Raw genomic sequence first — 17368 nt, 5'->3', positions numbered from 1 at the left:
TCGGGAACGGAATACCCAAGCGTCCGGATGCCTCTCCTCAGGACACGCAGATGATCTGGAACTCGCCCGGTAGCTCGATGCCATCCGGGGTCTCGAAGGCGATGGGCACGGCCTGCGCCCGGGACCATTGAGTGCTGTCGGTGACTTGCACATGCACATGCGGTTGTGTGCTGTTCCCTGAGTTCCCTACCTGGCCCAGCACCTGACCGGCTTCGACCAGGTCGCCGACACCGACGCGGACCGAGTCCTTCCGCAGGTGAGCGATCAGCACGAAGGGGCCGTCGTCACCGAGGGCGATCACGACGTGATTGCCGGCGATCGCGCTCGCACCCCGCTGGATGCGCTGCGCCTGTCCCGCCATGTAGGAGATGAGCGTGAGTTGTGATCGTCGGGCCTCGTGGTCGTCTTCGCCGTCGTGGGCGATGACGACGGCGCCCGTGCCGGGTGCAACGACGGTCGCACCGAACCCGAAAAATCCTTCCGGTCGTTCCGTCGCCACAACTGCCCGCCAGTTCCAGGGCGCTGACCGCCCGTAGGAATCCACGGGGATGAAGTCGATGGCGAAGGCCGTTCCCATCAGGTCCGTGCCGTGACTCGGCACTCTTCGCGCGGGGCTGTTCCGTGCCCGGAACCTACCCGTGAGCGGGTACTTCAACAGGACCGTATCGCGGTTTCGCGGAGGTGAACCCATGCTTGATTTTTCTGCGCTCACCCCATGAAAGCTAGACCGTGCCCACAGCTCGGGAGTTGATCTCCGGGCTGGGGACACGTAGCAGGAGCTGGTCAGCCCACAGTGAAGACGGAACTGAGTCCGCTTGTGAGGAGACTGCTGGTGACCAGGAGCGCGTAGGGGCCGGATGCCGGTCCGCCGACGGTGAGTCCACTGAAGGTGGCGAGGCCATTGACGGCGTTCACCGTGGTGCTTCCGCCGAGGTTGCCTCTGGCTCCCGTTGCTCCTGTGCTGGTCCTGAGCTCGAGTGTTGTGGCAGCGGTACTTGTCGTCCTGTTGCCGAACTGGTCCAGGATGGTTGCGGTGATGGTGGGGGAGAAGAGGACGCCCTTGCGCACGTTGGTGGGGTTCTGCAGGAACTGGACCTGGGCCGGGGCGGCCGCGGTGATGGTCTGCTGTTGAGCGGCGGGCGTGAGGTTCGCGCCGGTGACTGTGAGGGTGGGTGTTCCTGCGAGCGTATCGGCGTAGTACAGCGTGGTGCTCGTTGCTGCTCCCGGGATGGTGATGGTCGGGGTGTTGGTGGTTGTTCCGCGCATGGTGGAGAAGATTCTCGTGCCGGTGGAGTTCGACGTGAGGTTGAGCAGGGTTCCACCTGCGGGGGCGGGGGAAGGGTTGCCGAAGGTGTCCTCGAGCTGCACCGTCATCGGTCCTACGTTCGTGGTGCTCGACGCTTGTCCTCTGGCGGGTGCGGTGAGGTAGGTCAGACGTGCCGGGGCGGCTGCGCGAACGGTGACCTGTTGGCTCGCACTCGTCAGACCCGTCGCGGCGACGGTGACCGTCGGCGTGCCGGCCAGTGTGTCGCTGTAGTAGAACGTGGTGCTGGCGGCGCCGGCAGGAACGGTGATGGTGCCCGTGGTCGTCGCGCCCTGGGTGGAGGAAACCCTGGTGGTGCCTGTAGAGGTGGAGGCGACGGTCAGCGTCGTTCCTTGACCGAGCGCCGTGACGGGTAGCCCGGCAGCGTCCCGTAGTTGGACGGTGATGGGGCCCAGGGTTGTGGTTGCCGTTGCGGTGCCTGTGATGGTCGGACTGGTGATTGCCAGGTGTGTGGCAACCGGGCTGGTCAGGGTGATCGCCTGGGACGCGGCCAGGAGAGCACCGGCTGTTGCGCTGATGGTGGCGGTACCGGCGCGTGTATCACCGTAGTAGAAGGTGAGGGTGGAGGACCCTGACGGGATGGTGGTAGTGGCTGCGGTGGCTCTCCCTCCCTGCGTGGGGGAGAACACTGCGGTTCCGGTGGTGGTGGAGGCGAGGCTGACAGGGACTCCCGCAGCCGGCGCGACCACCGGGTTGTTGAAAGGATCCTGGAGCTGGACGGTGAGAGGCCCCAGGTCCGCGGTGGTGGAGGTCGTCCCGGAGATGGGCTGTGTGGTGTAGGCCAGTTTCGAGGCCGGAGCGGCGGTGACGGTCTGTGCCTGGGACCCTGAGGTCACACCGTTTGCGCTGACGCGGACCACGGGGGAACCCGCCCTGGTATCGCCGTAGTAGAACGTCGCGCTCGAGGCTCCGGCGGGGATGGTGATGGTCGTGATGGTCTGCCCGTTGGGGGCGGCAGCGAAGGACGCGCTTCCGGCTGTGGTGGATGCGAGGATGAGACTCAATCCACCTGCGGGAGCGGTAACGGGTGCGCCGGCGGAGTTGACGCGCTGAACCGTGATGGGGCCTTGCCCTGCGGTTGCTGATGCGATGCCGTTCGTCGCGGCGGTGGTGAACACGAACACCGACGAGGTCACGGCGAAGCCCGTGCTGATAGCTGCGGGGATGCCGCTGCTGGTGGCGGCGAGCGTGTACCCGGTGCCTAGCTTGTCGAGGCGTAGGTCGCTGAAAGTCGCGATGCCGTCGGTGTTGGTCATGGCCGTGAGGGTGCCGGTGAGGGTGCTTCCGCCGGGATTTGCACCGATTGCCAGGGTGATGGGCTGACTCGCCGTCCGGACGGGTACCCCTTGCGTGGATTGCAATGCCACCTGTACAGAAGGAGTGATCGTTCCGTTCGCCGGGACATCACCGGGCTGAACGGTGAATGCGAGTCTTCCGGCCGTGAGCGTGATACTTCCACTGGGACTGCTCGTCGACGTCCAGGATCTGTGGATTGCCGTCACTGTGTAGGTATGAGGGCCGGCCGTCGGGGGAGAATCTGTGCAGCTTGTGGCCGCGATAGTGCTGCCCGGCGTCGTTCCGCAGGCAGGTGATCGAACGCCGTTGGTAGTGCGGACCACGTGATACGCGAGCGGTGTCAGGGCGCCGGCGGGCGCGGTCCAGGACACAGGGACAACCCCGGTGGTGGTCGACGGGACGGTGACGCCAGTCGGTGCGGCCAGGAATCCGGTCGTGGCGCTTCCTGTTCCGGTTCCGGCACTGGTGTAGGCCGCCTGGGCTGCCGGGGAAGCGGCGACCATGCACGGAAGGAAGGGTGCGGCGCTGATGATGAATGCGAGCACGACGGCGACCAGTGGCACGAAAAATGGGCGCGAGGACTCCCGACGTGACCGCCACCTGTTCGGAGCGGCAGATAGATCAGTCCTGGAATTCATGGCGGCTCGTCGGTTTCACGCGGTAGGAGGTAGCTGTCCTGGCATCACCATCACCTGGCTCAGGTGGAGGTCCACGGATCGTGGTGTTTGAGCGTCGTGGCCTGCGTCGGGTGGGACGCAGCGTGCGCCCCACCCGGGGCGTTCAGCGGGCGCTGAAGTACAGCGGGACGGACACGTTCTTGCAGGCGTCCTGATTGGTGGTGAGGTTGTTCATGGTGACGGTGACCGTTCCGGACACGCTGGCCCCGGATGCGATCTGGCCGGCAGTGATGAGTGGTGTGCCGACCGTGTAATCCGACGCCGAGCACCCTGTAACCTCCGTCCAGGCCGTGCCGGCGGGCCCGGCGACCGCGACCGTCACTGCTGCGAGGTTCTGCGACCCGGTGCCGGGGTTCGTGACGGTGAACGGCACGGTCTGAGTCGGACCCCCGGGAGTCAGCGCGCCCCCGGTCGCGGTGCCTGCGGTGACCGTGAAGGGGGCGCTCGTGCCGGTGCTGACAGATCCTGTGCCGGCGCCCATCGAGGACCAGAACGCGAACGCACCGCTACCTCCCACGATGAGAACGGCGGTGACAGCGGCGATCTTCCTCTTGCGGTGAGTGCGTGCCGGTGAAGTGGTCATGATGAAGCTCCTTGAATGAGACCGGAAGCTTATGCGAGACCTGTATCGATGAGACAACAGAAAGAGCTCGCCCCCTGAGCGGGACTGCCGGGATGAAAACCTGATGAGAGCACAACAGGCGGTGAACATGGTGCGGATGAAACAGGTACTGGTACTGGGCTACGAGGATGCAGCCTCAGCATGGTCGGACGTCATGTCCGAGCGAGCCGGGAGATGCGCCGCGCGTGCCGTCAATCGGTCCTGCTACCCCTATGCCGCATGACTGATTGAACCCACCTTGGCATCTCTCCCTAAGTGAATTTGGAGGAAAGAGCGAAGTAAGACCGAAGAAGAACCGAAGGAGGCTCGGCCGTGCACTACCGCCGGGCGTTCGGGATGCATGATGATCCGGCCGGGAAAGGCAGCCGCGTGCGCGAGTCTTCAAGGATGGCGATCCGGAGTTGTATCGTCCTCAGCACCATCGGATGGGAGTCCGTTGGCCGGAATGGCAGTAGGAGTTATGAGGCATCGTGGGAGGCCGGTTCCGGCTTCCCACCACTTCTCAAGGGGGACGGTCATGTGGGAGTGGATCAGGTACCGTGCGCTCATCCTGGCTGTGCTGCCGTTCGTCATCGGCATTCCTCTGTGGTTCCTGTCCGAGAACGCCGGCGGTTGGGACGGACTGGGATTCTTTCTCGCACTCATCCTCTCAATGCCGGTGCTGGCAATGATGGCTGCTTTCTCCGTGAGGTTTGCCTTCCGAAAGGACGATGATCTTCGCAGGCTGAGAAGAACCTCGAAGGTTGCCAGCATTGTCTCGCTATCCGTGTTCGGCAGTCTGGTTCTGATCGGCATCGCTGGAGTCGTCGAGTCACTGTGGGTTTGAAACGTGAGTGCCCGCTGAGAACGCAAAGAGGCTGGTCCGGCGGGCGGTCCTGTCGGTTTGGGGGGAGTTCATCTTGAGGGCGTTTGGTTGTCATGTGGTGGGACTAGCGTCGCCGCATGGGCGATGTGGTGTATCTGGTTTCTGCGGCGGGCCACCCGAATTTCGGGGACGAGGCAATTGTTGTCGGATGGTTGCGATTCCTTGCCCGCGTCCGTCCCGACGCGGCAGTCGTGCTGGACTGCCCACATCCCGTTTCGGCTCAGGCCCTGTTCCAGGGTATGCACCCGCGCCTTCTGGTGACCGATACCCTGTGGCGGGCTTGCGCCAGGAGCCCGCAGAGGGACGCTGCCGGGGTGTGGGTGTTCGTTGAATCGCTCGTCCTGGGCGGAACCGATACGGACTTCGAGCCGCTGACCCGCGCAGGATCGATGCACCTGCTGGGCGGCGGATACATCAACGCACTCTGGCCGCACCAGGTCGGCGTGGTCGCCGGCATGGCAGCCGCCCGGCAGCTATCGGGGGCCGCCCTCTACGGCACGGGACTGGGGTTGCTTCCCGAGTCCCAGGACCTGCCGCACCTGGCGCCCGCCCTGCAGAGCTTCGACCACGTCTCCTGCCGGGACAGGCCCAGCGCCCACCGCTTCGGGCTGCCGGCCGGACTGGATGACCTGTTTCTGGGCATCACGACGGACCTTCCACCGTTTTCGCCAGTCCCGCACCAGGCCCGGGATGTCATGATCTGCGTTCAGCAGGACCTCATCCGTCCGGAGTCCTTCGCCGTGGTGGCCAACCTGCTCAGGGAACGCATCAGGAACTGTCTTGATGAGGGGAAAACAGTCGGATATGTCGAAGCGCTACCCGGATCGGACCGGCAGATGTTCGAGGCACTTGAGGGGCTGGTGTCCGAGGCGGATCTGGTTTCCTTCGCCGAGTTGTGGAACGACGGGCTTCCCGCCCGGACCGGACAGCAGTGGTACACCTCGAGGTTCCACCTGCACCTGGCAGCAGCGGCCCACGGCGCCGCCGGAACAGCGCTCGGGGTAGCGCGGGGCTACTACGACATCAAGCACCGGTCACTTCAGGAACTGGGAACGGGCTGGCGGTACGCCGGGTCGGAGGGCCTGAAGGTCCTGCCGCACCCGGCCGCCGATGCGTCCTTTCCCGGCCGGTGCCACGGTTACGCGGCAGCAAAACAGGCAGAGGCCATCACCCTCTACCCTCCTTCCGCCCCGTCACGACCGTATGGCAATCCAGGGGCAGAACAGTCGGGAGGCCCGCTAGCCACCCGGACCGGGGTATTCGCCGAATCCGGCCCTCCATTCATCGAAAGGACCGTCAATGCACGATGAACTCATCGTTCTGTCTCACCTGCGCTGGAACGGGGTCTGGCAGCGTCCCCAACAGCTCATCTCACGCCTGGGCCGACACCGGAAGACCTGGTTCGTGGAGGAACCGGCGACACCGGCGGGGTCGAGCGTCACCGAACACCGACTGGCATCCAAAGTGTCCGACAACCTCACGCGGGTCTGGCTCGAAATTCCGGAGCATGGACGCCACGTCGGATACGAGGAAGACCTGATTCCGGACTACGTTCGTCGACTGCCGGACCTCATCGGCCCTCCCCGGGGCGATCGAGTGGTGTGGCTGTACACGCCCCTGGCCCTGGACATCGCCCTGGCACTTCAGCCAACGACCATCGTGTACGACGTCATGGATGACCTGGCCTCCTTCAAGCATGCCGCCCCTGGCCTGGCCAAGCAGCATCTACGCACGTTGGCCCGCGCGGACGTGGTTCTCGCGGGAGGACGCTCCCTGCACCGGACCGTTCTCGAGCAGGGGCGCTACGACGCCGAATTCTTTCCCAGCGGTGTCAGCCCCGAACACTACGCTCCGGCGCGATACCGGACCCCGGAAACGCGGCCGAGAGCGGGTAGGGCACCCGTCGCCGGGTACGTAGGGGTTCTCGACGAACGCCTCGACCTCGACCTGATCGCGGACCTCGCGCAACGACTACCCGCATGGGAAATCAGGATGATCGGTCCCCTCGCGAAACTCAACCCCGGGCAGCTCCCGCAGGCACCCAACATCACGTATCTCGGACAGCAGCGCTATGAGGACCTGCCGCGGTTGATGGCGGAGTTCGACGTTGCACTGATGCCCTTCGCGCTGAACGATCAAACACGCTCGATAAGCCCCACCAAGACCCTGGAGTACCTGGCCTGCAACCTGCCCGTGATATCGACCCGGGTGCCGGACGTTGCCGCCGAGTTCGGACACGTCGTCTACCTCCGGGACGACGCCGCAGGTTTCGCGGACGCATGCGAGATCCTGCGCAGTTTCGACCGCTCCGATCTTCAGCCCCAGCTGCGGAGGCTGCTGAAGAAATACCACTGGGACACCATTGCCAAGCGGATGGCGGACCATGTGTTCCTACCATCCCCGATCCGGGACGACGCGCCAGCAACCGTTTCATGAATGGGCAGGGCACTCCTGGAATGTTGCATCCGTTTCCCTGTTGCTAGGGCATGTATTCCATCTCGATCTTCTGTAGCCAGGATCCGAGGTTCTCCTGAACGAAGGCCCAGTCGATCTTCTGGTGCGTGAACTGCTCGTCGAACTCGACGACCTCGGGCTTCGCGCTCTCGAGTGCCTTTTCATTGACCGGCAGTGAGCCGAATTCAGCTGCCCATTCGCCCTGGACTTCACCGCTGCCGAACCAGTCAATGAACTGCCTTGCCTCGTCCTGGTTGTCCGAGCCTTTGACGAGTGCGACCTGCTCCACAGCGTAGGGGACCCCGACTTTCGGACTCACCGCGCCGGAGGTCACACCGTAGGTTTCTTCACGTCCGGGGATGGAGGAGGAAGGCATCTGGCCGAAGTCGGCCTCGCCGGCGGTGAAACGGGCGAATAGGTCCAGGTCCCTGACGGCGGAAACACCGTTCTCGAAGTACTGGTCGATCTGCCTCCAGCCCTCGTCGCTCACCCCGAGCTCGCCGGACTCGTCCTTGTACCGGCTGAGAATTCCCGCTATGACAAGCTGTGTCGTGGCTGCCTCCGTCCCACTGCCGCGCTCGTACCGGTCCTTGTACTCATCCTTGCCCCACAGGTCCGTCCAGTCCTTCGGAGCATCAGCCTCGGACACCGTGTCTGCGTTGTACACCAGCACAATGGCTTGTTCTGTCAGGGGCCAGTACGACTTTTCGTCCGCTGCGTCGGCGAGGGATTCGTCAACCTCAGCAGACCACTTCGGCGTGTAGGGCTCAAGGACGTTGTCGCTTTTGAGCTGCTCGTAGTAGACGCTGTTCAACCCATACACGACGTCGGCAACCGGATCGCTCTTCTCCGCGATCAACCTTCGCGCAACGCGTCCGCCACCGGAACCGACGATTTCGATATCGAACCCGGCCTGCTCCGCCTCCTTCTGCAACCATTCGCCCCGTCCCTCCGAGCTTGAGTTCGTGTAGATGACCAAAGGCTTGCCTGCGCTCGCTGTAGGGGCAGGTTCACCGTCAGAGGTGGTTCCCCCACCGGCTGTCAGTAGAAATGCTGCCGTGGTCGTCAGAGCGATGACACTTTTCTTCCGGGACACAACGGACTCAATTCCCTGGTAGCAACACTGAGTGCACCGATCTCAAGAGCTGTGATGGAGCGTGCTTGGGGCATCAGTGCACACCTCACGGTGTCGTCCCTCAGTGAACGGCGATGACCAGGGCTTGGAACGGCAGGTTAACTTGCTGGGGGAGCTTCGTGGCCCCGCGACTTGCCAGAGGCCCGCCGCATTCTGTCCGATAATCGATCGGCAAGTGAGCCTCTCGATAAGCTCGAGCCCATGACTATGGGGACGCACGGACAAAGGCCATCACCACCACCCACATCAACGCGCGACATCATCCTTCATGCCCTCGCAGGCGTGGCCCTCGCTCTGGCCGGAGTCTTCTCGCTTCTGGGTGCCACCACCTGGTACCTGATCCTAGGCGGGTTCATCATGCTCGCAGCAGGAGCTCTCTTCGTCGCACGGGCGATCACCTCGCTCCGTACCCGCTACGCCCACCTAGCCCGCGCCTTCGCGAGAAGCTGAAGCATGGACGTAGTGCTGTCGAGTGATGCGATGAGCATCAGGAACCGCACAGAGTCTCTTCAGGGATCCCTTCCGCACGGAGCATCTGCTTGGAGTGGTGGTCGCCTGGCCCTCGGTATCGCCTGAGCGGTGAGTTCTCTGCAACCCTCGGTCGCTAACGCAGGGCGTGGCCCAGTTTGCGCAGCCAGGACTGGAAGTCCTGCGGGTGGTCGAAATGGGCACCGGCGATCGTGCCCACCTCCGGGGACATGTCGGGACCGTCGATGACGAGCGTGTACCCGCCCGCCGCGGTTGCCGCTTCGAAGGCCGGCAGGTCTCCAAGGTCATCACCCGCATACGCGACGGTCTGAAGGTTCTCCGTGCTGATGATCCTCCGCAAAGCGGTGCCTTTGTCCTGCTCCAGCGGCATCCGGAGTTCCTCCACGAACTTGCCGGGTTCGTGCCGTAGCCCGTACGTGTCGAGGACTCCCTGAATGAGCGGGGCAATGAGCTTCATGGCACCGTCCCTGTCAGGTGCGCGCCGCCAGTGCACGGCGACTGCTAGGGACTTGTCCTCGACATGTATTCCTTCGACGCCGTCCAGCTGCTGGTGCAACACCGCCGTGGCTTCCTCGACAGCCGTCATCCACTGCTGTGCTTCCGGTACGACCTCGATACCGTGACCGGTGAGGTGCTCCAGCCCGTAGGAACCATAGAGCTCTACTCCGGGGATGCTGGCTCGTGCAGCAAGGAATGCGACCGGCCGTCCTGAGAGAAGGGCGACGACCGGGAGCTTAGCCGCCAGCCCGGCAAGGATCTCTCCCGTGCCGGGCAAGAGTTCGCTGGCGCCTGGATCATCGGTGATCTGCGAGAGTACCCCGTCAAAATCCATGACCAACCCAGCTTGCTCGCTGGTGATCAGGGCTTGCATTACTGCGGTCGCTGCATCCATCCATTCACCCTAGACCGCCAGCACCACGGACTGTGGGGCGGCGGCAGCGATGTCCCATGACGGCTCAGTCAGCGGACGTCCACGACCTCGAAAACGAGCGGCCGACACCGACTCCGGCCAATCTCCTGCAACACAAGGTGGGCTAAGGGCCCTGGCCCTGCCGGACTGGTTAGGGTGGGAATGGCATGCATTCCAAGCGGGTCGAAGCATGTCCTTCCAGCTACCTGTCCAGGTCGCGTGGATCCTGGGCGACGGTAGACGGTGGAGTTGATTCTCGTGGTACGTAAAATCAGTGTCGGAGTTGTAGGGGCCACAGGCCAGGTCGGGACTCTTGTCAGGCAGCTGCTGCACGAACGTGACTTCCCCGTTGCGGAAGTACGCTTCTTTGCTTCTGCTCGCAGTGCAGGCACCTCCCTCTCCTGGGGTGATCGGGAGATTCTCGTGGAAGACGCTGAGACCGCAGATCCGGCGGGGCTGGACATCGCTATCTTCTCGGCCGGCGCCTCGACGGCCCGGGTCCTGGCCCCACGGTTTGCTGCTGCGGGAGTAACGGTCATCGACAATTCATCGGCCTTCCGCATGGACCCCGATGTTCCGCTGGTGGTCAGTGAAGTGAACCCCCACGCGGTCGACGACGCCGGCAAGGGCATCATCGCCAACCCGAACTGTACGACGATGGCCGCCATGCCAGCCTTGAAGGTCCTCGACCGTGAAGCAGGACTGCAACGCCTGGTCGTCAGCACGTACCAGGCGGTATCCGGTGCTGGGATCGGCGCCGGCCCGGGGTTGGTTCGCGAAGTGGAAGCTGCTGCCGAGCAGGGCCTTCTGAATTTGCTGCACGACGGCTCGTCAGTCGACTTCCCGGGGGAGAAGGTCTTCGCCGAGACGATCGCGTTCAACGTCATTCCCTACGCGGGCGACATCGTCGAGGACGGTTCCTTCGAAACCAGTGAGGAACAGAAGCTCCGCAACGAGAGCCGGAAGATCCTCGAGCTTCCAGATCTGCTCGTCAGCGGCACCTGCACGCGCGTGCCTGTCTTCACCGGACATTCGCTTTCCGTCAACGCCGAGTTCGCCAGGCCTCTCACCGTCGCACGGGCCATCGAGCTCCTGAGTGATGCGCCCGGCGTCGCCCTCACAGATGTCCCGACACCGTTGAAAGCGACGGGGATCGACGTTTCTCTGGTCGGTCGGATCCGGGCCGACGAGGGAGCACCAGAAGGGAAGGGACTGGCGATGTTCATCAGCGGCGACAACCTCCGGAAAGGCGCAGCCCTCAATGCCCTTCAGATCGCGGAACTGGTCGCCCTGGCGAAGTTGACCGCGCAGACCGTCTAGAACCCACGGCGCTCCATCGGGGGGAGGTTGGAACTGGCAGCCCCCAGCAGCGGCTAGTTCGGTCAGGGTGTCAGCGCAGGACGCCGCATACGGCCGGGTCTGTGGCTCCGGCGGGCAGGTCCGCAGTCAGTTCGCTGCCGCCTTCAGGGTCGCTGACGTGCTAGGTCTTCCTCCTTGAGAGACCGGAAAATGCGCAACGTCAAGGAAGCCGGCCGGGGTGGTGTCTCCGGTCCTATCCAGTGACACGACGACGGGCCGGTAGGCCGGTACGCCTTCGACGGTGTTGAGGCGCCCGTCCCCGTTGACATCCGTGACGGCTGGGAGCACGCTGTTAGCCCCACTCGCGAGCGTTCGGCCCTGACGGGGCGCCTCTACCGGTCCCGCCGGGCCTCATTCCCGGGGCCTGGCTTCTGCTCCGGATCAACGGTTACAACTGACCCACCGAGGAGGACAAGATGCCCGCCATAGCTGTCGATGCTCTCGAAACGAAGTCGTTCAACGAACCCGATGAGAAGCGCCGTCCACCCAAGACCGAAGTCGACGTGGTCAGCCTCGGCAACACCACCCTGGGCAGGTTCACCTTCGAGCCCGGCTGGAGATGGTCCGAGACCATCAAGACCGTGGTTCACACCGAGAGCTGCCAGAACAACCACCTGGGGATCTGCACCGCTGGAACGCTGGAAGTGGAAATGGAAGACGGAAGCCGCACCACCATCCACGCCGGCGACGCGTATTCGATCCCCGCGGGCCATGATGCCTGGGTCGAGAACGATGAGACGTTCGTGGCTTATGAGATCATGAGCGCGGCCGCGTATGCCAAACCTGCCTAGTTCCAGCTGACGAGGACCGAGGCCGAACCACTTCGTTGGCTGATCGTCCACTTCGTTGGCTGATCGTCCACGGAGGTCACGACCACGGAGTGAGCGAACGCTTCTGCTGCTCGCCGTCGATGACGAGGTCGAGTCGCTCGTCGAGGAACGCGACGTAGTCCCGCACGTCGGCTGCGTCACTCAGTGGGTGCCTGTACTGCCACGCGATGTCATCCACTTTCCTGTCGCCGACGATTGCGGAGTACCAGGTCGCGTGACCTTTGTACGAGCACATCGACGTGGTCGAGCTGGGCTCGAGCGGCGCCACGACGTCCTCGATCGGAAGGTAGTACCGGGCAGGCAGGGTCGTCTCGAACAGCATCCGTGCTCGGGTGGTGTCGGCGAGGATGTGGCCGTCGAGCATCAGCTGCACGTGCCGGGAGGTACCTCGAATGTCGATGCGACCGTACGGGTCGTGCGGATGGCTGATGATCTCGTCGTCTTCCTCGAACCAGCTCTCGAAGTCGGAGAACGCGAGGACCACGTAGTCGGCGAGACCGGGATCGCGCGCGCGGAATCCAGCTGCCACGGCGTCCGTTCCCGCAACGCGCACCTCGACCGGCTCGCCCTGCGTCGTGCGCACATCGAACGGGATACGTGGGTCGAACACGGGGATCTTCGACAGGTCGGGAAGCATGAATCCAGCCGCACTGTCCGCGAGCGGCGCTGGCGTGCCGAGCGATATCTCGGCGCGAATGTCCTGTTCCAGGACGGCGTACCCGGGCACGACCCGGCGCGGCTCCCACACGAGCATCGCTCGCGTGGTGTCGACAACGGTCTGCCCGCCGAGCGTGGCGCGAATGCGCTTCACGGTCGGCTCGTATCTCAGCTTTTGGAGCAACTGCCCCATCACATCCCGCATGCGCACGCCGGTCGTATCGGCGTCGTGGTCGAGCGGATTCTCTGAAGGGCCTGACATGCACTTACGGTAGCCCCGCGCCGCCGCGTTGGGATAGAGGTGGTTCGCCGTGCAGTCGTCCCGCATCCCCTTCGCCGCGTACGGCCTCCCGGGGAGGGACTCCTCGCGGGTCTGGTGGTTGCGGACGATCCCCTAGGGGGACGCTTTTCCTCCGATGCTGAGGTCCTTGAACGCGACCACCTCTCCGAAGAGTTCCTCTCCGGTAGGAACGAAACCCAGCTTGAGGTAGAACTTCTCCGGACCATGTTCGCCGCGCTGCCACAGGACAGAGATGCGCTCCACGCCGCGTGCTCGCGCCTCCTCCTCCAAGGCAGCGACGGCGAACCGTCCCACGCCGCGTCCTTGCGCGGACGCGGCTACATTGAGTCGCCAGATGCCGGCACGGAATGCTTCGATCTCGTGGACGGGATCGAAGTTGCCCATGATGAAGGCCAGCACCTCATCTCCTTCGACCACGAGTCGTGGCCAGGCTGTAGGGGTCACATAAGCCTCGGCTATCGAGTGCACAACCGGTGCGACGAACGATTCCTGTTCGGGCCGGAGTCTGATCCTGACTGCTCTGCCGAGGTTCTCCGACGTCAGGGGTGCAAGTTCCATGGCACGACGATAAGCGCCGTTGCGGTCACCTGCAGTCCTGATGGGAGTGCACAATCGGCTATGTGCCAGCGACGGAGTAATTACCGTGCAACTCGCCGGCTAAGCGTTCGATGTCCCAGGTAGTTGGCTGCCCGGTCGCCACACCAGTCACGTCCACGACCATCCAGTTACTGCCACGGACGAGGTGCACTTCCCCCTGATGTGCACCGCTCCACATCTCGAAGCCCCTTGCGAGAGCGGCCTCATCCGGATACAGATCTATCTGGACATTCTCCGAGCACGGTCTCTGCTCCATCGACTGCAACGTAAGCCTCCTCCATGGAGCTGAAAGCGGATAAGTCTCCGATGATGGCCGTCTTCCCGCGGTTCGCGTCGGATGAGCCGGCTTGCGTGCTGCTCCCCGTGCGTCGTGACCGCGGTCGATCTAGGGGGTGAGCGGGATCCCGGTCCGTACTGCGGAGACCGCATCGAGGATCCCCCGGGCGGTTGCGGCGGCGTGCCGCTCGTCGCCGAGCAGGGACCCGTGCGTCGCCCCGTCGACGACGCGGTGCAGGCTGTTGGTCGACAGCGTGGCAAGGGCGTCCTGCGCCGTGTTCCATCCGGGTCGGGTACCGCTGCCGGCCGTGAGGACGACCAGGGGCTTGTCGGTGAAGGTCTTCAGTTCGGCGCCCTGCTGTACCGAGGAAGCGGCCAGAAGGTATTCGTCGACCGTGCTTCGCAGGTGACTGCCCGAGTTCATCTGGAGGAGCCCGCCGATGCCGAGCCGCCCTGCTGCGCCGACCAGCGCGGAGAGACGGGTCGTCGCGTCCGGGCGCATCGGCCCTGCGGGCTCGGGCACCGGATCCGCTGCCGGCGCGGTCGAGTCCACGAGCACCAGTCCGGCGACCTCCTCGGGGTAGCGGGCCGCGAACGTGAGGACGTAGAGACCGCCGAAGGAGTGCCCGGCTAACACGTAAGGGCCGGGCTCGTTCCCGCGCTGCAGCAGCGTGTGCAGGTCGGCGGTGATGTGCGCGCCGTCCTGCACCGTGGTCGCCGGATCGCTCCACCCACGCCCCGCGCGGTCGTAGACGCACACCCGAGTGTCCCGGGCCACGGTCGGCGCGATCAGGGCGAGATCCGACGACGTCAGGCCCGCGCCTGGCTCGATCACGACGGTAGGGCTGCCCGAGCCGGTGCAGTCCAGGTACAGGCGGTGACCTCCGACGTCGATCAACTGCCCCTGATCGGGAGGACTTGCCGCCGACACCGCTCCGCGCACGGTTTCGTACCCGCTCGCCAACGAGGCGAGGACGAGCAGCGCGAGCACGGGATGGAGCAGCACGCGTACGCTTCGGCCGGCTGCCGCCCGGATCTTGACGGCCATCCAGACCACCAGCACCAGCAGCGCCGGAGGCCAGACCCAGGCGAGTGCGTCCTGCATCGGGGCGCCGAATGCCACCAGGAGTATGCCGCTCACGCCCAGGAACAGAGCGGGAGCCCCGGCCCATCGCTGCGGCTGGTCACTGAACCTCACTGAGAGCACCGCCACGAGGGCCCACCCCAGTGCGGACCCCACCAGGACGCCGCCGGTTACACCGCTCTCCGTCGCCGGAATGAAGGGGGCCGCTCCCAACGCGAATGCGGCGACGGCCCCTGCTCCCAGCGCGCCGGCGACCAGCACGCCGAGGCGCCCCTTCCGCGCGGGATCGGACCGGCGGCCGGTGTGCAGGCCGTCGAGTGCGAGGCTCACAGGATGGGCCGTCACCTTGGGTTCGATCACCTTCCGGAAGCGCTCCTGGATCGGGGACTCTTGCTCCATTGCCCGAGCTTATGTGCGGTTCCTGTCACGTGCGTCCTCCCAGGAATGTCCTCCTTGAGACGTAGTCGAGATCTGCGCGGGAAGTGGCCGTCACCGGATGCAGTGCGCGCACCCGAAGGTCCACGGTGTGCCGGGCAGCCCGTGGAAGGTGATCGACCTGCCTGTGGGGCTGGTAGCGGTTGAGATGTGGTGGAACACTGGGCGCATGATCGATGCAGCGAAGGCATTCAGCGGTTTCTCCGTGCGGGAGATCCCGGAAGCGAAGGCGTTCTACGAGGGCGTACTGGGGCTGAGTGTCACGGAAGAGCACGGAATGCTGTGGATCGATCTGGCCGCCGATCACCGCGTCCTCGTCTATGCCAAGGGCGCCACCCATGAACCGGCGTCGTTCACCGTCCTGAACTTCCCGGTGGCGGATGTGGACACCGCGGTCGATGAACTCACCGCGAAGGGTGTGGAGTTCCTCCACTACGAGGGTATGACGGACAGTAAGGGTGTGAACCGGCACGGTGGGCCGCTCATTGCCTGGTTCACCGACCCGTCAGGCAATATTCTGAGCGTCCTGGCCGCGGACGGATAGTCGTTCAGCTACAGGTTTGTGTAGCGAGCACGTCGCGCACGTCAGCCGGGAGCGTGCGAGTTTCGCTCCCGTTGCTGTACAGCAGTCCACAGTCGTCGAGCTCGACAGGGATCACTCCGAGTTCAGACCCGCCTTGGCGTGGTGAGAGTGTCAGGAACATCGTCGCTGAGACCTCATTCCGCGCTACGAAGCGACGAATTCGCCGAGCGCGGCCAGGAGGCGGTCGATGTCGTCGTCGTTGTTGTACGGCGCCAGGCCGATCCGCAGGGCGGCGCTGTCCTCGAGATCCAGGCGACGGAAGGCTTCGTACGCGTAGAAAGAACCGGCCGGCGCGAGGATATTCCGATCCGCGAGGAATCGGTAGGCGTTCGCGGAGGACCGGCCCGGGAACGTCACCAGCAGTGTCGGTGTCCGATCCTCGGCTTTGGAGTGCAGCGTGACGGCGTCGCCCAGGTCGGCCAGCCCTGCCTCGATGCGGGAGCGCAGCGCGTGCTCGTGCTCGTCGACCACGTGAGCGGATGCGAGAAGGCGCGCACGGCGGCCGGTCTCGGCACCGGGAGCGATCGCGGCGAGGAAATCCACGGCCGCCGTGGCACCGGCCATGATCTCGTACGGGAGGGTGCCGAACTCGAACCGCTCAGGGACCGCGTTCGTGGACGGCAGCAGCTTGTCCGGCTGCAGCGACTCCAGCAGCTCCGGGTCGGCCACGAGGACACCGCAGTGAGGTCCGAGGAATTTGTAGGGCGAGCAGGCGAAGAAGTCAGCGGCCAGCGCCTTCACGTCGACCGCCGCATGAGCGGTGTAGTGCACCCCGTCCACGTAGACCAGCGCACCGACCGCGTGCGCGGCATCGGCGATGCGGCGCACCGGCGGTTTCGTGCCGAGCAGGTTCGACGCGGCGGTGATCGCCACCAGCTTCGTGCGTACGGTGATCGCGGCTGCGACGGACGCTTCGTCGATCTCCGTGGTCGCCGGGTCGAAATCGATCCAGCGCACGGTAGCGCCGGCCGCGTCGGCTGCCTGGAGCCAGGGGCGGACATTGGAGTCATGGTCCAGGCGTGACACGACGACCTCGTCACCCGGCTGCCAGGTCTTGGCGAGGTGGCGGGAGAAGTCGTAGGTGAGCTGCGTGGCGCTTCGCCCGTAGACGACACCGCGAGGATGCGCCGCAAGCAGGTCGGCCATCGCCTCCCGGAATCCGCTGACCGCCGCTTCGGCGTTCCTCTCCGAGCCCATGCCGGAACCGCGGTTGGACAGCGGCCCGGTGACGGCGTCGGCTATCGCGGCTCCTACGACGGCGGGAGCCTGCGTTCCGCCGGGGCCGTCGAAATAGGCGGTACCGGTGAGTAGGGCAGGGAAGTGCGCGCGGAAGGCCGCGATGTCCAGGGTCATGCCGTTACTTTCTCAGGTGAGCGCCGATACGGGAAACATCGCGGGCGAGAGCCGTGGGTGGACGCCGCCGATGCGTCGTGGTGTGCCGGCTGCCGTGCCGGCCCGCTCGGTCTGCAGCAGG

16 protein-coding genes are annotated in these 17368 nt (G+C 64.8%); 7 read left to right on the top strand and 9 right to left on the bottom strand.

The genetic code is table 11. The features are described 5' to 3' along the window. Positions 1–37: 37 nt before the first annotated feature. From ACX80H_RS04890 to ACX80H_RS04880, 3 genes are all read right to left on the bottom strand, one after another. A complete protein-coding gene (locus tag ACX80H_RS04890) occupies positions 38–577 on the bottom strand; it encodes a M23 family metallopeptidase (protein WP_459311460.1) in 540 nt (179 codons plus the stop codon). Between the two features lie 206 nt (positions 578–783). Further along, complete coding sequence (locus ACX80H_RS04885; protein ID WP_459311458.1) at positions 784–2685, bottom strand: beta strand repeat-containing protein; 1902 nt, start codon at positions 2683–2685, stop codon at positions 784–786. Between the two features lie 715 nt (positions 2686–3400). Continuing rightward, on the bottom strand, positions 3401–3880 hold the full coding sequence (locus tag ACX80H_RS04880) for a hypothetical protein (RefSeq protein WP_459311456.1): 480 nt from the start codon (positions 3878–3880) through the stop codon (positions 3401–3403). Positions 3881–4436: 556 nt separating this feature from the next. Between ACX80H_RS04880 and ACX80H_RS04875 the strand changes: the two genes are divergently transcribed. The 3 genes from ACX80H_RS04875 (at position 4437) to ACX80H_RS04865 (ending at position 7220) form a co-directional block, all read left to right on the top strand. Further along, complete coding sequence (locus ACX80H_RS04875) at positions 4437–4745, top strand: hypothetical protein (RefSeq protein WP_459311454.1); 309 nt, start codon at positions 4437–4439, stop codon at positions 4743–4745. A gap of 116 nt (positions 4746–4861) precedes the next feature. Further along, on the top strand, positions 4862–6094 hold the full coding sequence (locus ACX80H_RS04870; protein ID WP_459311452.1) for a polysaccharide pyruvyl transferase family protein: 1233 nt from the start codon (positions 4862–4864) through the stop codon (positions 6092–6094). Next, positions 6084–7220 (top strand): glycosyltransferase, encoded by a 1137-nt coding sequence (locus ACX80H_RS04865; protein ID WP_459311451.1) that lies wholly within the window; start codon positions 6084–6086, stop codon positions 7218–7220. The genes ACX80H_RS04870 and ACX80H_RS04865 overlap by 11 nt, the downstream gene beginning before the upstream one ends. Before the next feature lie 43 nt (positions 7221–7263). Here ACX80H_RS04865 and ACX80H_RS04860 read toward each other — a convergent pair whose 3' ends face one another. After that, positions 7264–8217, bottom strand: a complete 954-nt coding sequence (locus ACX80H_RS04860; protein ID WP_459311449.1) for an extracellular solute-binding protein — start codon at positions 8215–8217, stop codon at positions 7264–7266. Between the two features lie 357 nt (positions 8218–8574). Here ACX80H_RS04860 and ACX80H_RS04855 point away from each other — a divergent pair, with 357 nt between their 5' ends. After that, positions 8575–8823 (top strand): hypothetical protein, encoded by a 249-nt coding sequence (locus tag ACX80H_RS04855; RefSeq protein WP_459311448.1) that lies wholly within the window; start codon positions 8575–8577, stop codon positions 8821–8823. Positions 8824–8977: 154 nt separating this feature from the next. Here the strand turns inward: ACX80H_RS04855 and otsB are convergent, their stop codons facing one another. Continuing rightward, entirely contained in the window at positions 8978–9733 is a 756-nt protein-coding gene (gene otsB, locus ACX80H_RS04850; RefSeq protein ID WP_459313364.1) for a trehalose-phosphatase, read from the bottom strand. A 282-nt stretch (positions 9734–10015) separates the two neighbouring features. Here otsB and ACX80H_RS04845 point away from each other — a divergent pair, with 282 nt between their 5' ends. Together ACX80H_RS04845 and ACX80H_RS04840 are read left to right on the top strand one after the other, a co-directional pair. Continuing rightward, positions 10016–11092, top strand: a complete 1077-nt coding sequence (locus tag ACX80H_RS04845) for an aspartate-semialdehyde dehydrogenase (protein ID WP_459311447.1) — start codon at positions 10016–10018, stop codon at positions 11090–11092. A 455-nt stretch (positions 11093–11547) separates the two neighbouring features. Then, positions 11548–11922 carry a cupin domain-containing protein gene (locus tag ACX80H_RS04840; protein ID WP_459311445.1) on the top strand — a complete coding sequence of 125 codons (375 nt, stop codon included), beginning with the start codon at positions 11548–11550 and terminating at the stop codon, positions 11920–11922. Between the two features lie 76 nt (positions 11923–11998). Here ACX80H_RS04840 and ACX80H_RS04835 read toward each other — a convergent pair whose 3' ends face one another. The 3 genes from ACX80H_RS04835 to ACX80H_RS04825 all read right to left on the bottom strand — a co-directional run bounded on the left by ACX80H_RS04835 (position 11999) and on the right by ACX80H_RS04825 (position 15275). Then, positions 11999–12880 (bottom strand): DUF427 domain-containing protein, encoded by an 882-nt coding sequence (locus ACX80H_RS04835; protein WP_459311443.1) that lies wholly within the window; start codon positions 12878–12880, stop codon positions 11999–12001. Between the two features lie 132 nt (positions 12881–13012). Beyond that, positions 13013–13477 (bottom strand): GNAT family N-acetyltransferase, encoded by a 465-nt coding sequence (locus ACX80H_RS04830; protein WP_459311441.1) that lies wholly within the window; start codon positions 13475–13477, stop codon positions 13013–13015. Between the two features lie 424 nt (positions 13478–13901). Then, complete coding sequence (locus ACX80H_RS04825) at positions 13902–15275, bottom strand: alpha/beta hydrolase (RefSeq protein ID WP_459311439.1); 1374 nt, start codon at positions 15273–15275, stop codon at positions 13902–13904. A gap of 127 nt (positions 15276–15402) precedes the next feature. On the opposite strand from ACX80H_RS04825, the gene ACX80H_RS04820 reads away from it, so the two are divergent. Further along, a complete protein-coding gene (locus ACX80H_RS04820; protein WP_459311438.1) occupies positions 15403–15855 on the top strand; it encodes a VOC family protein in 453 nt (150 codons plus the stop codon). A gap of 183 nt (positions 15856–16038) precedes the next feature. On the opposite strand, the gene ACX80H_RS04815 is transcribed toward ACX80H_RS04820, so the two are convergent. Then, positions 16039–17247, bottom strand: a complete 1209-nt coding sequence (locus ACX80H_RS04815; protein ID WP_459311437.1) for a cysteine desulfurase-like protein — start codon at positions 17245–17247, stop codon at positions 16039–16041. Positions 17248–17368 lie beyond the last annotated feature (121 nt).

Source organism: Arthrobacter pasteuri, assembly GCF_054510955.1.
The sequence above is the reverse complement of the archived record's forward strand: the minus strand, read 5'-3'. Positions and strand labels throughout refer to the sequence as shown.

What these genes read in the sequence shown, in the direction of transcription:
- ACX80H_RS04890 (WP_459311460.1), bottom strand. Translation starts at nt 577, where the DNA reads ATGGGAACGGCCTTCGCCATCGACTTCATCCCCGTGGATTCCTACGGG.
- ACX80H_RS04880 (WP_459311456.1), bottom strand. Translation starts at nt 3,880, where the DNA reads ATGACCACTTCACCGGCACGCACTCACCGCAAGAGGAAGATCGCCGCT.
- ACX80H_RS04875 (WP_459311454.1), top strand. Translation starts at nt 4,437, where the DNA reads ATGTGGGAGTGGATCAGGTACCGTGCGCTCATCCTGGCTGTGCTGCCG.
- ACX80H_RS04870 (WP_459311452.1), top strand. Translation starts at nt 4,862, where the DNA reads ATGGGCGATGTGGTGTATCTGGTTTCTGCGGCGGGCCACCCGAATTTC.
- ACX80H_RS04865 (WP_459311451.1), top strand. Translation starts at nt 6,084, where the DNA reads ATGCACGATGAACTCATCGTTCTGTCTCACCTGCGCTGGAACGGGGTC.
- ACX80H_RS04855 (WP_459311448.1), top strand. Translation starts at nt 8,575, where the DNA reads ATGACTATGGGGACGCACGGACAAAGGCCATCACCACCACCCACATCA.
- otsB (WP_459313364.1), bottom strand. Translation starts at nt 9,733, where the DNA reads ATGCAAGCCCTGATCACCAGCGAGCAAGCTGGGTTGGTCATGGATTTT.
- ACX80H_RS04840 (WP_459311445.1), top strand. Translation starts at nt 11,548, where the DNA reads ATGCCCGCCATAGCTGTCGATGCTCTCGAAACGAAGTCGTTCAACGAA.
- ACX80H_RS04835 (WP_459311443.1), bottom strand. Translation starts at nt 12,880, where the DNA reads ATGTCAGGCCCTTCAGAGAATCCGCTCGACCACGACGCCGATACGACC.
- ACX80H_RS04830 (WP_459311441.1), bottom strand. Translation starts at nt 13,477, where the DNA reads ATGGAACTTGCACCCCTGACGTCGGAGAACCTCGGCAGAGCAGTCAGG.
- ACX80H_RS04825 (WP_459311439.1), bottom strand. Translation starts at nt 15,275, where the DNA reads ATGGAGCAAGAGTCCCCGATCCAGGAGCGCTTCCGGAAGGTGATCGAA.
- ACX80H_RS04815 (WP_459311437.1), bottom strand. Translation starts at nt 17,247, where the DNA reads ATGACCCTGGACATCGCGGCCTTCCGCGCGCACTTCCCTGCCCTACTC.